Here is a 12,554-nt window from a genome sequence, read left to right on the forward strand (position 1 = left end):
TTAGTTCTCCGGCCAGCTGAGCAAAAATGTTTGCACAATTTGCCGAAGCTCATTCCTTGTCGCGCCGCCCTTTGCCTCGACCGCCATGCCTTGAATGGTCAATACCACAAGCCGTGCCGCATCGGCCGCAGTCATGCCGGGAGGCAGCGGCCCGGCGCTTGCCACAGCTTCGAGCCTCTCGCGCAGGATCTGACCGAATTCATTTCGGCTGCGAACGAGATGTTGGCGGATCGACTCAGTTTCCGGTGAACATGCGAGCGCAGCGCCTGTGATAAGGCAGCCCGGGGGCGTGCGCGATCCAGCGTGTAGATCGCCCATGCCGTACAGTAGACGTTCTACAATCCGCCGGGGTGTTGGTTCGGCGAGCGCGCATGCTTGACGAAATTCCACGTGTTTGGACAAGTAGCGTTCTACGATCCGATGAACTAAGTCCTCTTTGCTGCCGAACGTGGCGTACAGGCTTGATTTCGTAAGCCCAGTCGCGTCGAGAAGATCATTCAACGAAGTGCCTTCATATCCCTGCTGCCAGAACACCTGCAGAGCTTTATCCAACACCTCAGTTTCATCAAACTCTCGGGCTCGAGACATTGTCGCTCCTGAATTAAACGCACCATACTGGACCGCTCGGTCCATTGTACCAACCGATGTTATTGATTCAAGAGCTCGAAGTAGCGCCGGCGGGGCGCTCTACCAATTCAAGCGGCAGGCGAAGTTGAAACGATTTCACTGGCAAGATGAATCTGGTGCAGCTTGGCATCGGTGTGCCATTCGAGCTCGGCTTTGTCGAGATTCTAAACATTGCCCGGCGCGGAAGCTAGGGCGTGGTCAAGGCATCTGAAAGTGCTGCGCTTGCGAACGAATGGACTATTGGTGGACCCAGATATCGCTCGGCAAGCGAGCGACTTCCGACGCACTTGAGAGTGCATCCTGTTTCGTACCGCGGTTGGTTCCGCGCAAGCGACGATATCGTTATTTGCGGGACGTTCCTCGCTGCGTATCAGACCGCTGTCGGGCCCCTTCGACTTGGTCTTGGTACGCGACGGCCCACCGGTATATCGCGGAGAACGGACCGCCAAGCGTGCGGCCGAGCGGTGTGATGGCGTATTCAACCGCCACCGGAGAGGTATCAAGCACCTTTCGAGAAACCATCCCGCTTCGCTCGAGGCGGCGCAGCGTCTATGTCGCTGACTTCTGAGTGGCGATTGTGCGCCGCGTCAATATTTCTACTGATGATGACCAGCGGCTTCGAATAGGACCTGGTCGCGAACACTGGAAGACACCGGCGCCTAGAGCTCGAGTATCTTCAACCGTCTTGGAGGTTGTAGCCGCAGGCGCCCGCCCCGCCAGTCGCGGCTGTGTCGGCACAACGCTTGGAGGAAATGCAGCGGGCTCAGCGACTAGCTGAAATCGTTTCACTTCCGGCCACGGCAGGAAGAGCATCAATTACGGGCCGCCTCGAACTGATCTGCATTTACCAAACTCAGGAGACCTCGAATGCCCAAGCTTGATATGTTGACCCCGCAAAACAGCGCCATCGCCCTGATCGACTATCAGCCGGCAATGTACCAGGGCGTGCAGTCGCATGACCGCCTGGTGGTATTCAATAATATCCAAATCCTGGCCAAGACGGCGAAGCTGTTCAAGATCCCGACCGTAATATCGACGGTTGCCAAAGACTCGTTCTCCGGTCCATTCATGCCGGAGGTGACAGATCTGTTCCCGAACCACGAAATCATCGACCGGACGTCCATGAACTCGTGGCTCGATCCGAACTTCCGCAAAGCCGTCGCCGCCACCGGCAAAAAGAAGTTCGTCATCGCCGGACTTTGGACGGAAGCATGCGTGATGTTTCCGAGCCTCGACATGCTCAAGGAGGGATACGAGATCTACGTTCCTGCAGATGCCTGCGGCGATCTGTCGCTCGAAGCGCATAACCGCTCCATGGAGCGCCTGCTCCAGGCCGGCGCCGTTCCGATCACCTCGTGCCAATATGTCTTCGAACTGCAGCAGGACTGGGCACGCGCCGAGACCTACGAGGGCGTCATGGATATCCTTTCGCGCTCACACGCCTTACGGCATCCAGGTCCGCTTCTCGAAGTGGGCGCTCGGCGAACACGCATCCGAGGCAGGCCCGCGCTAACTCCCGGAAGCGCTGGTGATAGGAGGGCTGACATGAAGGTTTATGTGTTGTCTTTGGGGGCAGGCCTCCTTGTCGGAGTGATCTACAATCTCCTCAACGTCCGCTCGCCAGCGCCGCCTCTGGTTGCGCTGGTCGGGCTTCTGGGAATTCTGGTTGGCGAGCAGGTCGTCCCGGTCGCCAAACTCCTCATAGGGGGCTCGAGTTTTTCCGAGGCATTTCATCTCTCGAGCTGCGATTCCCACATTTTTGGAATGCTGCCTGGCCGACGCACAGTTGGTCCGATTGATGGCCTCAAGAATCCGGAGAAGCAAGCATGAGCAAGCAGGGCCCCGACCTGATCCTGCATCATGGTCTGTTCACGACACTTGATCGCTCAAATCCGGCGGCGACCGCCGTGGCGATCAAAGACGGGCTGTTTACCGCCGTGGGACACGTTGGCGATGTGATGAAGCTCGCCGGTTCCTCGACAAAGATCGTCGACCTGAAAGGGCGGCGCGTGCTGCCGGGTCTAATCGACAATCATCTCCATATCATTCGAGGAGGGCTCAACTACAACATGGAGCTGCGCTGGGATGGTGTCTGGTCACTCGCTGACGCCATGGCCATGTTGAAGAAGCAGGTCGCGATCACGCCGCCGCCGCAGTGGGTGCGGGTTGTTGGTGGATTCACGGAGCACCAGTTTGCAGAGAAGAGATTGCCGACGATCGAGGAACTCAACGCTGTCGCGCCCGATACCCCGGTCTTTATTCTCCATCTTTACGACCGCGCCATGCTGAACGCCGCCGCGCTGCGCGTGGTCGGATACACAAAAGAGACGCCCGAGCCACCTGGCGGCGAGATTGTGCGCGATGCGAAGGGCAATCCGACGGGGCTTCTCCTGGCCAAGCCGAATGCCAACATTCTTTACGCGACGCTGGCCAAGGGACCGAAACTTCCGTTCGAGTATCAGGTGAACTCGACCCGTCATTTCATGCGGGAATTGAATCGTCTCGGCGTCACCGGAGCGATTGACGCCGGCGGCGGCTTCCAGAGCTATCCGGAGGACTATGCGGTCATTCAGAAACTGTCGGACGAAGGGCAGCTCACGGTCCGCCTAGCGTACAACCTATTTACCCAGAAGCCGAAGGGGGAGAAGCAGGACTTCCTGAATTGGACCAAGACTTCGAAGTACAAGCAGGGAACCGACTACTTTCGCCACAACGGCGCCGGCGAGATGTTGGTATTCTCGGCAGCTGACTTCGAGGATTTCCGCGTGCCTCGTCCGGATATGCCGCCGGAAATGGAGGGTGAGCTCGAAGACGTCGTCCGCGTCCTGGCTCAGAACAGATGGCCATGGCGCCTGCACGCGACCTACGACGAGACGATCTCGCGAGCGCTCGACGTATTCGAGAAGGTCAACCAGGACACACCGTTGGGACGGTCTGCATTGGTTCTTTGATCACGCCGAGACGATCTCCGACCAGTCTATCGACCGGATCGCAGCACTAGGCGGCGGCATAGCGGTGCAGCACCGCATGGCCTATCAGGGCGAATATTTCGTCGAGCGCTACGGCTTCGGCGCGGCCGAAGCGACGCCGCCGATCAGGAAGATCATGGACAAGGGCGTGAAGATCTCCGCCGGCACGGACGCAACACGCGTCGCCTCTTACAATCCCTGGGTCTCGTTGGCCTGGCTCGTAACGGGCATGACGGTAGGCGGCCTGCGACTGTACCCCCAGCGCAACTGTCTCGATCGCGAAACCGCACTTCGGATGTGGACCGAAAATGTCACTTGGTTCTCAAATGAGGAGGGGAAAAAGGGGCGTATCCAGGTCGGGCAGTTTGCAGATCTGATCGTTCCGGATCGCGATTTCTTCTCCTGCCCCGAGAGCGAGATCGACGACATCACAAGCGATCTGACGGTAGTAGGTGGCCGCATCGTCTATGGTGCGGGAGAGTTTAAGGCTCTCGACGACACCGCGCCGCCGGCCGCCATGCCCGACTGGTCGCCAGTGCGCAGTTTCGGCGGGTACGGCAGCTGGGCCGAGCAGGACGACAAAGCACAAGCCGTCCGCGGCAACGCGATTCAGATGTGTGGCTGCGCGAATGCGTGCGGCGTGCACGGCCATGATCATGCGCGCGCATGGTCGGGAAGGCTGCCGGTCTCGGATCTCAAGAGCTTCTGGGGTGCGCTCGGTTGCGCCTGCTGGGCGGTGTGAGATGTTCGCCAGATCGGATACGCCGAGATGGGTCGCGAGAGTCCTGTCCTGGTCATGGCTTGCGGTGGGGGCTAGGACCGCGCTGATCTCCGCGTTCTTGATCGGCGGAGTTCAGAAAGCCCTCGATTTTCCCGGGGCCGTTGCGGAGCAGGCGCATTTCGGTCTCCAGCCGGCATGGCTTTGGGCCACGGCGGCCATCATCGTCGAGCTTGGCGGCTCCGCGCTCGTCATTCTTGGACGCTGGGTTTGGCTGGGAGCCGGCGGGCTCGGCGTGCTGACTGCGGTCGCCATGCTCACCGCGAACGATTTCTGGGCCAAAGCCGGTCACGAACGCTTCCTGGCCGTGAACGCCTTTTTCGAGCATCTGGGGCTGATCGCCGGTCTGGTGCTTGTGTCTATGCTTTCCTTGCGCTCGAAATGAGCGTTCAACTCCGTGTTCGAGGTGTTCCATGATCGGCAAACGTCGTCTGATTGAAGTCCTCCTGGCTTGGTCACTGCTATCCCCATCGGTAGCAATCGCGCGGGATCAGGGGGCGCATGCGGCGCAACAGGTCGCTGTAGGCGCGCAATACGACACGACGCATGTCTATGTGGCCCCGGACGATGTGGACAAGTTCGCGGCCAGTTTTCTCTCTACGTTCGGAGGCCAGAGCACGAAGCAGGTCGTTGCTACGGTAACGCCGACTCCGAGCAGCACGACTTCCCAGCTTCTTCAGACACCCGTTGGTACCGTGTCTCTGTTCGGATTCAAAACGCCCATTCCTTATCCATTCGGCGCCGAGCGAACGGGCTATCTCGTTACAGACCTCGACGAGGCGATCAATACGGCCAGGGACTCAGGCGCGGACGTGCTGGTGGCGGCCTTTCCGGATCCCATCGGACGCGATGCGGTGATCCAGTGGCCGGGCGGCGTGAATATGCAACTCTATTGGCACACCACGAAGCCCTCCTACGCGGCGTTTGAGACAATTCCCGAAAATCGCGTTTATCTCTCGCCGGACCGGGCGGATGCCTTCGCCCGCAGCTTCCTGCAGTTTTCGCACGGAAAGGTTGTTTCGGACGATCAGCATGCCGCCGGGGTAGAGATCGGCCGAGCGAAGGATACGTTCAGGCGCATCCGCATCGAATCGATGTTCGGAAAGATGACGGTGTTCGTCACCGATGGCCACCTGCCTTACCCCTACGGACGGGAGCTGACCGGTTACGAGGTGAAAGATCTGCGGGGAACTTTGACGAAGGCTAAGGCCTCGGGTGCCACCGTGCTTGTCGAACCCTATACCTCTGACGGGCGGTCCGAAGCCATGGTACAATTCCCCGGCGGATATATTGCGGAGATTCACGCGACCGTACCGAAATGAGGGGGCGGGATGGCATTGTTGCTGGGACGATTGCTTTTGCGGAGGTGCTTGGCGGCAGGCGTGGTATGTGCGGCGGCGCCGCAGAGGGCGTGGGCGGACGATCAGTCTCAAGCTTCAACGCCGCAGCGGCCGCCCATCATGTTCAACCGTTGGCAGGAAGACTGGTCGGTGCTCGCGGACCCGCGCGTGCCCCGTGAGCCGTTTGATGAGCTCAAATATATTCCGCTGTCTGGCTTCGACCCGCACACGTATGTCTCATTCGGCGCAAACACGCGTGAGCGCTTCGAGTCCAACAATGCGCCGAACTTCGGTACCGGTCCGAACCGCAGCCAAAACTACGTCATCAGCCGAAACGAATTCCATGCCGATCTCCGCGTAGACAATCAAATCCAGGCATTCGTGCAATTTCAGGCCGACTATGCGCCCTGGAAGACCATGTTGACGCCGGTCGATCGGGACAAACTCGATCTTGAGCAAGGTTGGGTAGCTATCACTGAGTCCGTCGGAGGGGGAACGCTGAAGCTGAGGGCCGGCCGTCAGCAATTTGGTTTCGACCTGCAACGATTTGTGGCGGTTCGCGACGGTCCGAACGTTCGTCAATCGTTTGACGCAGCCTGGGCGGACTATGAGAATGGACCCTGGCGGTTCATCACCTTTTACAGCCTGCCGGTCCAGGTTCGGGACGTTACGATATTCGATGATTACAGCAGCGTCAGCACGCAGACCTTCGGCATGGCGCGGACGGAGTACAAGTTTTCCGAGTCGCTGTTTATCGCCGGCTATTATGCCAATTTCACACAGGGGAACGTGCAGTTTCCAAATGCCTCTGGCAACGAGCGGAGAGACATTTTCGATGTCCATCTGAACGGTACCGCCAATCATTTCGATTTTGACTTCGAGGTGATGAACCAGACCGGACGCATCGGCAACGAGCCGATCGAGGCATGGGCTGTGGGCTCACTCGCTGGCTACACCTTTGCCGACGTGAACTGGAGTCCAAGAGTGGGTATCCAGCTCGACGCGGCGTCCGGTGATAGCAACACCAAGCGAACCTTTGGGACGTTCAATCCGCTGTTCCCCAACGGTTACTATTTCACCTTGGCGGGTTACACTGGGTACGCCAACCTCATCCACGTCAAGCCATCCCTGACTCTGAGTCTGACTCCGTCAGTCAAGATCATGTTCGCGGCAGCGGCTCAGTGGCGCCAAAACACGGCCGATGCCGTCTATGCGCAGCCCGACATACCGATCCCGAACACGGCAGGCCGTCCTGGTGCGTATACCGGCAGCTACGGCCAAGTTCGGCTCGATTGGACCATAGACCGCGCGACTTCTTTTGCAGTCGAAGCGGTGCACTTTGTGGTCGGTGACGCATTGCGCAATGCCGGAGCGCATGACTCGAATTACGTCGGCGTAGAGATCAAACGGGGGTGGTAATGCCCCAGGTATCGAGCGGAAGTCTCATGATCGTTCCATTTCTCTTGAGCCTCACCGCAGGCTATGTCGACACGGCAGGTTTTCTTGCATTGCAAGGTCTCTTCACGGCGCATGTGACCGGCAACTTCGTGACTCTTGGCGCGTCGCTTGCTCTCGGAACGTCGGGAGCCGTTGCGAAACTCCTGGCCCTTCCGGTCTTCTGTGCAGTCGTAATGGCTGTCCGCCTACTCAGCTCGGCGCTGACGCCGCGCTGGCGCTTCGTCTTCGAGGCCATGCTCAGCCTTAAGGTTCTCCTGCTGATCGTCGGCGCTGTGCTCGCGATCGAATTCGGACCTTTCCCGAACGGCGACAGTTGGCAAGCGGTGATCACAGGAATGGTGCTCGTTTCGGCCATGGCCATCCAGAACGCCGCACATCGGTGTTTATCTAGGAAGTTCACCTCCGTCGACCCTGATGACTGGCACGACGACGCAGATCATGATCGATCTAGCGGATATGGTCTACGCGAGGGACACCGTGCCAGCTGGCCAAATCAGGTCGCGGGTCGCAATGATGTCCAAGAACGTCATCATCTTTGCCATCGGGTGCGCCGCCGCGGCCCTTTTGTACGCCCACTACAACGTTTGGTGTTTCTTGGCGCCCCCGCTATTGGCCGGACTTGCGCTGCTTGCTCGATTAACGGAGCCGACGGGCAAAGAAGCGCAAAAAAACTGACCGTTCCAGTCTATTTCAAAATTCGAGGAACGAAGCGATCAGGGATGCAGATCGACGCTACGGCGATGCCAGCTCTCTCGGATTTTTCGGAGTCCACAAATTGGTCGGTGGGGCCGCCCCCGTGGCCACGGCTGCTGCCGAAACCCTGTCCCGAGTGCTCGAGCAATGCGCCGATGATTTGTCGCGCGAGAACATCATGCGGCAGGCCCGCGTCGTTGAAGGATTTTCAGAGTTTGGTCACGCTCCGAGGGAATTACGATAATACCGGTCCAAACGACTTTCGGCCGATCAAGCAGGTGCGGCTTGTGCAATTTGACGGCAGCTTGTGGCAGCCAATCGGTGATGTGATCGATAGCGCGTTTCTCGATCGGACCAACTGGTAGATCGAGAGAGATGAGGCCGACTCCGTACTCTTTACCGCATCTCTTCGTGAAAGTCTGATCGGTCATCGATCTACTGGTCGAGTCCCTCAGCTTGGAGGAGGGGCGGTCGTTTTGCAATTGTCTGACAGACCGCGGTGGGTCGGGAGCGACAGCGGCACCTGAACTTGAGTGGAGCGAACGAAGATGGCGGCGAATCAGCAAGCAAGGCATGGGACGAACTCGCCGAGCACGTTGCCCTGGAACGCATTTCGCCACACGGCGTTCACAGTGATCTGGCTGGCCACCGTCGTCTCCAATGTCGGTACCTGGATGTACAATGCGGCGTCCGGCTGGCTGATGACGAGCCTGGATGCCGATCCGCTGAGCGTATCTCTGGTCCAGGTGGCGACCAGCCTTCCCATGTTTCTCTTTGCACTTCCGGCGGGCGCGCTGGCGGACATCGTCGACAAGCGCCGCTTTCTGATTGTTGCGGAAATCGTGGTCACATTGATCGCCGCGGCGAGCGCGGTGCTCGTCTGGCTGGGCCTCATTAACCCGCCCATCTTGTTGTTGCTGACTTTCCTCCTCGGTGCAGGTGCAGCGTTTACTGCGCCAGCGTGGCAATCGGTGGTGCCCAGCCTTGTGCCGAGGCAGGATTTGCCTGCGGCGGTCGCGAGCAACGGGGTTGGCGTCAACATCAGCAGGGCGATAGGACCTGCGCTGGGCGGCGTGATCATCGGTGGATTGGGAATTTCCGCGCCGTTCTGGTTGAATGCGCTGAGCAATTTCGGCGTCATCGGAGCCCTGTGGTGGTGGCGGTCGTCAACTTCCGGCGGTCACGCGCTTCCTGCGGAACGTCTGACAAGCGCCCTGGTCATCGGACTTCGCCATGCCCGGTACAATCCGAATCTGCGGGCAACACTGATAAGAGCTGCCGCCTTCTTCGTCTTTGCGAGTACCTATTGGGCGCTGCTTCCGCTTGTCGCGCGCAACCAGATCGCGGGGGGGCCGGGGCTTTACGGCATATTGCTGGGCGCGATCGGAGCGGGCGCGGTCTGTGGAGCGTTCGGCCTGCCCTGGATGAAAGCGACCTTCGGCCCCGATTGGCTCGTTGCACTCGGCACCGTTGGCACAGCGGTCAGCCTCATCCTGTTCGGCTTCGCACGTGACTCCGTGCTTGCGCTGGTTGCTTGCATCATCGCTGGTATTTCCTGGATCGCGGTTCTGGCGACCCTCAACGTCTCAGCACAGGTTTCCCTGCCGGATTGGGTACGTGGCCGCGGACTTGCCATGTTCGTAACGGTCTTCTTTGGCGCCATGACCGCGGGCAGCGTGATCTGGGGACAAATTGCCTCGATGCTCGGCCTGCCGGCCGCTCACTTCATCGCGGCCGTCGGTGCCTTGATTGGAATTGTGTTGGGCTGGCCATGGAAGCTGCAAAGCGGCGCAGAAATTGATCTCACGCCCTCAATGCATTGGCCCGTTCCGGTTTTGACGATCGACGCGGAGCCAGATCGGGGACCAGTGCTGGTAACCGTTGAATACCACATCAAACCTGAGGGACGCGGCGCATTTTTGGCAGCGCTCCAGGAGCTTGGTCAGCAGCGTCGACGGGACGGCGCGTACGCGTGGGATATCTTTGAAGACGCCGCCGAGGAGGGACGCTTCCTGGAAACATTCCTGGTCGCATCGTGGCTTGAGCATTTGCGGCAGCATCAGCGTGTTACGAATGCCGACCGCGTCGTCCAAGACGCCATTCGTCAATATGACGCCAAGGCGGAGCCGAAAGTAAGCCATTTCGTTGCCGCAGCCTTCGGGCCTAAGTTCTCAATTCGAGGATCTAATGAGCTATAGCTTCTTGCAATCTCGCGCGGCGGATCGACTGCCCTCGTCAGTTACCAGCTCGCGATGACGCGCCACCATATCGTAAGTGCTGTTTTCAGGCCACAGCTTTGAGATCGCGACGACGGTATGCCCACGCCGTCGCGCGGACTTCTCTGACCCCTGCTTGACCTCTCGCTTTCCAACCCACCTACTCGCCGCGCCGTGCCGCTCGCACTGACCGCCCGTCGCTGTGAGGAGCTGCGCAGTTGTGTGCATGCGTAGACTGTCTCAAAATCGCAATACATCCTCACTCTGCCGTGCCGTGCCGGCCCGGAATCGTCGCCGAGATGATGAGCGAGCGCTTAGGGCGCAGATCGTTCTGATCGCCCCCCGAATAAGCGTCAGTGCCCGGCGGGCCTCGCGCACCACTGCAAACTTCCTGTTTCGTCAGGGATAGGGTCGAAGTTGGCGTTGCACAGCGGATTCTGGCCGCGCCACAGCCTACACAGCATATGCTGACACAGGGCCGCCTGCGCGAGGCGCGCAAGCAGGAAGAGGTGCTCACTCGTTGCATGGAGATTTCAGCGACGTATTTCCTTCCAAGACCTGGCACGAGAAAAGGCCGGGCGAACGCATACTATCACGCAGATCAAGGCCGATCGTGCGCCGGGAACTGAGCGGCGATTCGTTCGCAGGGTTTCAGCTCTGCCGGTGTGCACAAGAATTGTTCACACCAAGGTGCAATTGAACGATCAATTTCAGGGGCTCTACACTCAGCTCGTGGCGGTAGATGATTGAAAGAGGGTTATGATTCCGACCGAAAGCATCGAGGTCGATCAATCGTCCCCCCAGGAAGCTATCGGGGAGTAGCGAGAGTAGTTCAGAACCGCGGACTATCGCCGCTGTTGTTGGTGGTGCAACAGCATTGCGGCTCTTCTCCGGTGGACGGGCACAGCTCTTTAACGGAGGAGGACTGACAAATGAACAGGCTGAATAACAAGCGCGCTCTTGTCACCGGCGGCAGCAGCAGCGGCATCGGGCTCGAGACGGCTCGCCGCTTCCTTGAGGAAGGGGCCCGCGTCGCTATCACTGGTAGCAATTTGGCCTCCCTGGAGGCTGCTCGCAAGGAACTCGACAACGTGCTAGTTATTCATGCGGATGCAGGCGACGTCGCCGCTCAGAAGAAGATAGCCGCTGTGATAGAGGACAATTTCGACGGCCTCGACGCGATCTTCATCAATGCCGGCATCGGTGACTTCCGTCCCCTGGCCGAGTGGGAGGAGGTTGGCTTCGACCGCTCGGTGGCGGTCAATTTGAAGGGGCCGTTTTTTCTGATTCAGGCTCTGTTGCCGATTCTCGCTAATCCGGCATCGATTGTGCTGAATACCTCCATCAACGCCCACATTGGCATGCCGAATTCGAGCGTCTACGCGCTGACGAAAGCGGGATTAATTTCGCTCGCTCGCACCCTTTCCGGCGAGCTCCTGCCGCGGGGCGTTCGTGTCAATGCAGTGAGCCCCGGTCCAATCGCTACGCCGTTGCACGGCAAGATCGGCATGGGTGACGCGGAAATCAAAGGCCTGATCAGTCAAATCCCGGCGGGTCGCCGTGGCGTGCCCAAGGAAGTAGCTGATGCCGTCGTCTTCTTCGCCTCAGATGAATCAGCTTTTACCATCGGTAGCGAACTCATTGTCGATGGCGGCATGAGCACCCTCTGACCGATTGGACCATGGTCCACTTGGGGGCGATTCCGTTGAAAAAGTCGGCTGCTGCGGCGCAGAGATATCAGTGATTCAGTCTGTCCAATTGGGACTGAAGGTCATGATAGGGCATCGGCAAGTCGAACAGGCTGCGTTGTTCTATGAGTTCTCGCTCGAGAAGCATATTTCCGCCGATCACCTGCTGAGGTCGGTCGAGAGGTTCGTCGAAACGGCTGTTTGGTCCAACTATGGGAGCTTATCCATGTCTCAGACCATTTCATTCATCGTTCATTTGCCCGTCAAGGCCGAAGCACGCGAAGCGCTCTATTCAAGCCTCGTAAAGGTGCTCGACGAAATGTCGAATGAACCGGATTTCGTAAACACTTATCTCCATCGTTCGATGGAAGATTCCGATACCTGGGTACTCTACGAAACCTGGGCATGCAGCGCGCAGTATTTCCAAGATTACCACCTGAAGAAAGCGTATCGGGTCGAATACGAGAGCATGCTCAAGAACATGTTGAAGTCGGAGCGGCGCTTTGAGTGGCTCGAACCCGTCAAAAGCTACGAGAGCAAAGGCAGATAATCCATGCTCGACGTGGAACGCATCCAACAAAGCATTGGACCATAATATCGTTTGCCGGTGTCGCCCACGCGATCCAAATCGGACATGGTGGCCAGGCAGCTCATGAGCAATCATTAGCGAGGCAATGCCTCGAGGCAGGGATGCTAGTTCTAGAATGTAATCTGCCGTCGTGGAGCGGACGATATGCATGGTGAAATTCGGGATGCCGTCGAGGATATCTCGATGGTTGCCGCCA

At 58.7% G+C, this 12,554-nt stretch carries 10 protein-coding genes and 3 pseudogenes; 10 read left to right on the top strand and 3 right to left on the bottom strand.

Features of this window, described 5'->3' with window-relative positions:
* The gene (locus tag ACVWW1_RS01305; protein ID WP_456654563.1) at nt 1-552 is read right to left on the bottom strand and encodes a TetR/AcrR family transcriptional regulator; all 552 of its coding nucleotides are present in this window, start codon (nt 550-552) and stop codon (nt 1-3) included.
* A 417-nt stretch (nt 553-969) separates the two neighbouring features.
* The gene (locus tag ACVWW1_RS01310) at nt 970-1,173 is read right to left on the bottom strand and encodes a winged helix-turn-helix transcriptional regulator (RefSeq protein ID WP_456656590.1); all 204 of its coding nucleotides are present in this window, start codon (nt 1,171-1,173) and stop codon (nt 970-972) included.
* Between the two features lie 321 nt (nt 1,174-1,494).
* Here ACVWW1_RS01310 and ACVWW1_RS01315 point away from each other — a divergent pair.
* The 7 genes and pseudogenes from ACVWW1_RS01315 to ACVWW1_RS01345 all read left to right on the top strand — a co-directional run bounded on the left by ACVWW1_RS01315 (nt 1,495) and on the right by ACVWW1_RS01345 (nt 7,847).
* Nucleotides 1,495-2,140, top strand: a pseudogene (locus tag ACVWW1_RS01315) (hydrolase).
* A 32-nt stretch (nt 2,141-2,172) separates the two neighbouring features.
* Nucleotides 2,173-2,457 (top strand): XapX domain-containing protein, encoded by a 285-nt coding sequence (locus ACVWW1_RS01320; RefSeq protein WP_456654564.1) that lies wholly within the window; start codon nt 2,173-2,175, stop codon nt 2,455-2,457.
* Nucleotides 2,454-4,338 (top strand): annotated as a pseudogene (locus ACVWW1_RS01325) (amidohydrolase). The gene ACVWW1_RS01320 and the pseudogene ACVWW1_RS01325 overlap by 4 nt, the downstream one beginning before the upstream one ends.
* Before the next feature lies 1 nt (nt 4,339).
* Nucleotides 4,340-4,759 (top strand): DoxX family protein, encoded by a 420-nt coding sequence (locus tag ACVWW1_RS01330; RefSeq protein ID WP_456654565.1) that lies wholly within the window; start codon nt 4,340-4,342, stop codon nt 4,757-4,759.
* A 28-nt stretch (nt 4,760-4,787) separates the two neighbouring features.
* Nucleotides 4,788-5,696, top strand: a complete 909-nt coding sequence (locus tag ACVWW1_RS01335) for a glyoxalase (protein WP_456654566.1) — start codon at nt 4,788-4,790, stop codon at nt 5,694-5,696.
* A gap of 9 nt (nt 5,697-5,705) precedes the next feature.
* Nucleotides 5,706-7,133, top strand: a complete 1,428-nt coding sequence (locus ACVWW1_RS01340) for an alginate export family protein (RefSeq protein ID WP_456654567.1) — start codon at nt 5,706-5,708, stop codon at nt 7,131-7,133.
* A 26-nt stretch (nt 7,134-7,159) separates the two neighbouring features.
* Nucleotides 7,160-7,847: pseudogene (locus ACVWW1_RS01345) on the top strand (YoaK family protein).
* A gap of 194 nt (nt 7,848-8,041) precedes the next feature.
* Here the strand turns inward: ACVWW1_RS01345 and ACVWW1_RS01350 are convergent.
* Entirely contained in the window at nt 8,042-8,296 is a 255-nt protein-coding gene (locus ACVWW1_RS01350) for a hypothetical protein (RefSeq protein ID WP_456654568.1), read from the bottom strand.
* A 117-nt stretch (nt 8,297-8,413) separates the two neighbouring features.
* Between ACVWW1_RS01350 and ACVWW1_RS01355 the strand changes: the two genes are divergently transcribed.
* The 3 genes from ACVWW1_RS01355 (at nt 8,414) to ACVWW1_RS01365 (ending at nt 12,319) form a co-directional block, all read left to right on the top strand.
* Nucleotides 8,414-10,063, top strand: a complete 1,650-nt coding sequence (locus ACVWW1_RS01355) for an MFS transporter (protein WP_456654569.1) — start codon at nt 8,414-8,416, stop codon at nt 10,061-10,063.
* Nucleotides 10,064-11,013: 950 nt separating this feature from the next.
* Nucleotides 11,014-11,751 carry an SDR family oxidoreductase gene (locus tag ACVWW1_RS01360; protein WP_456654570.1) on the top strand — a complete coding sequence of 246 codons (738 nt, stop codon included), beginning with the start codon at nt 11,014-11,016 and terminating at the stop codon, nt 11,749-11,751.
* A 244-nt stretch (nt 11,752-11,995) separates the two neighbouring features.
* Nucleotides 11,996-12,319, top strand: coding sequence for a putative quinol monooxygenase (locus ACVWW1_RS01365; RefSeq protein ID WP_456656591.1), 324 nt, complete (start codon nt 11,996-11,998; stop codon nt 12,317-12,319).
* The last annotated feature ends 235 nt before the right edge of the window (nt 12,320-12,554 follow it).

Source organism: Bradyrhizobium sp. JR3.5 (assembly GCF_054057015.1).

Excerpts from the sequence above, each read along its gene's own strand:
- ACVWW1_RS01320 (WP_456654564.1), top strand. The coding sequence starts at position 2,173 with ATGAAGGTTTATGTGTTGTCTTTGGGGGCAGGCCTCCTTGTCGGAGTG.
- ACVWW1_RS01330 (WP_456654565.1), top strand. The coding sequence starts at position 4,340 with ATGTTCGCCAGATCGGATACGCCGAGATGGGTCGCGAGAGTCCTGTCC.
- ACVWW1_RS01335 (WP_456654566.1), top strand. The coding sequence starts at position 4,788 with ATGATCGGCAAACGTCGTCTGATTGAAGTCCTCCTGGCTTGGTCACTG.
- ACVWW1_RS01340 (WP_456654567.1), top strand. The coding sequence starts at position 5,706 with ATGGCATTGTTGCTGGGACGATTGCTTTTGCGGAGGTGCTTGGCGGCA.
- ACVWW1_RS01350 (WP_456654568.1), bottom strand. The coding sequence starts at position 8,296 with ATGACCGATCAGACTTTCACGAAGAGATGCGGTAAAGAGTACGGAGTC.
- ACVWW1_RS01355 (WP_456654569.1), top strand. The coding sequence starts at position 8,414 with ATGGCGGCGAATCAGCAAGCAAGGCATGGGACGAACTCGCCGAGCACG.
- ACVWW1_RS01360 (WP_456654570.1), top strand. The coding sequence starts at position 11,014 with ATGAACAGGCTGAATAACAAGCGCGCTCTTGTCACCGGCGGCAGCAGC.
- ACVWW1_RS01365 (WP_456656591.1), top strand. The coding sequence starts at position 11,996 with ATGTCTCAGACCATTTCATTCATCGTTCATTTGCCCGTCAAGGCCGAA.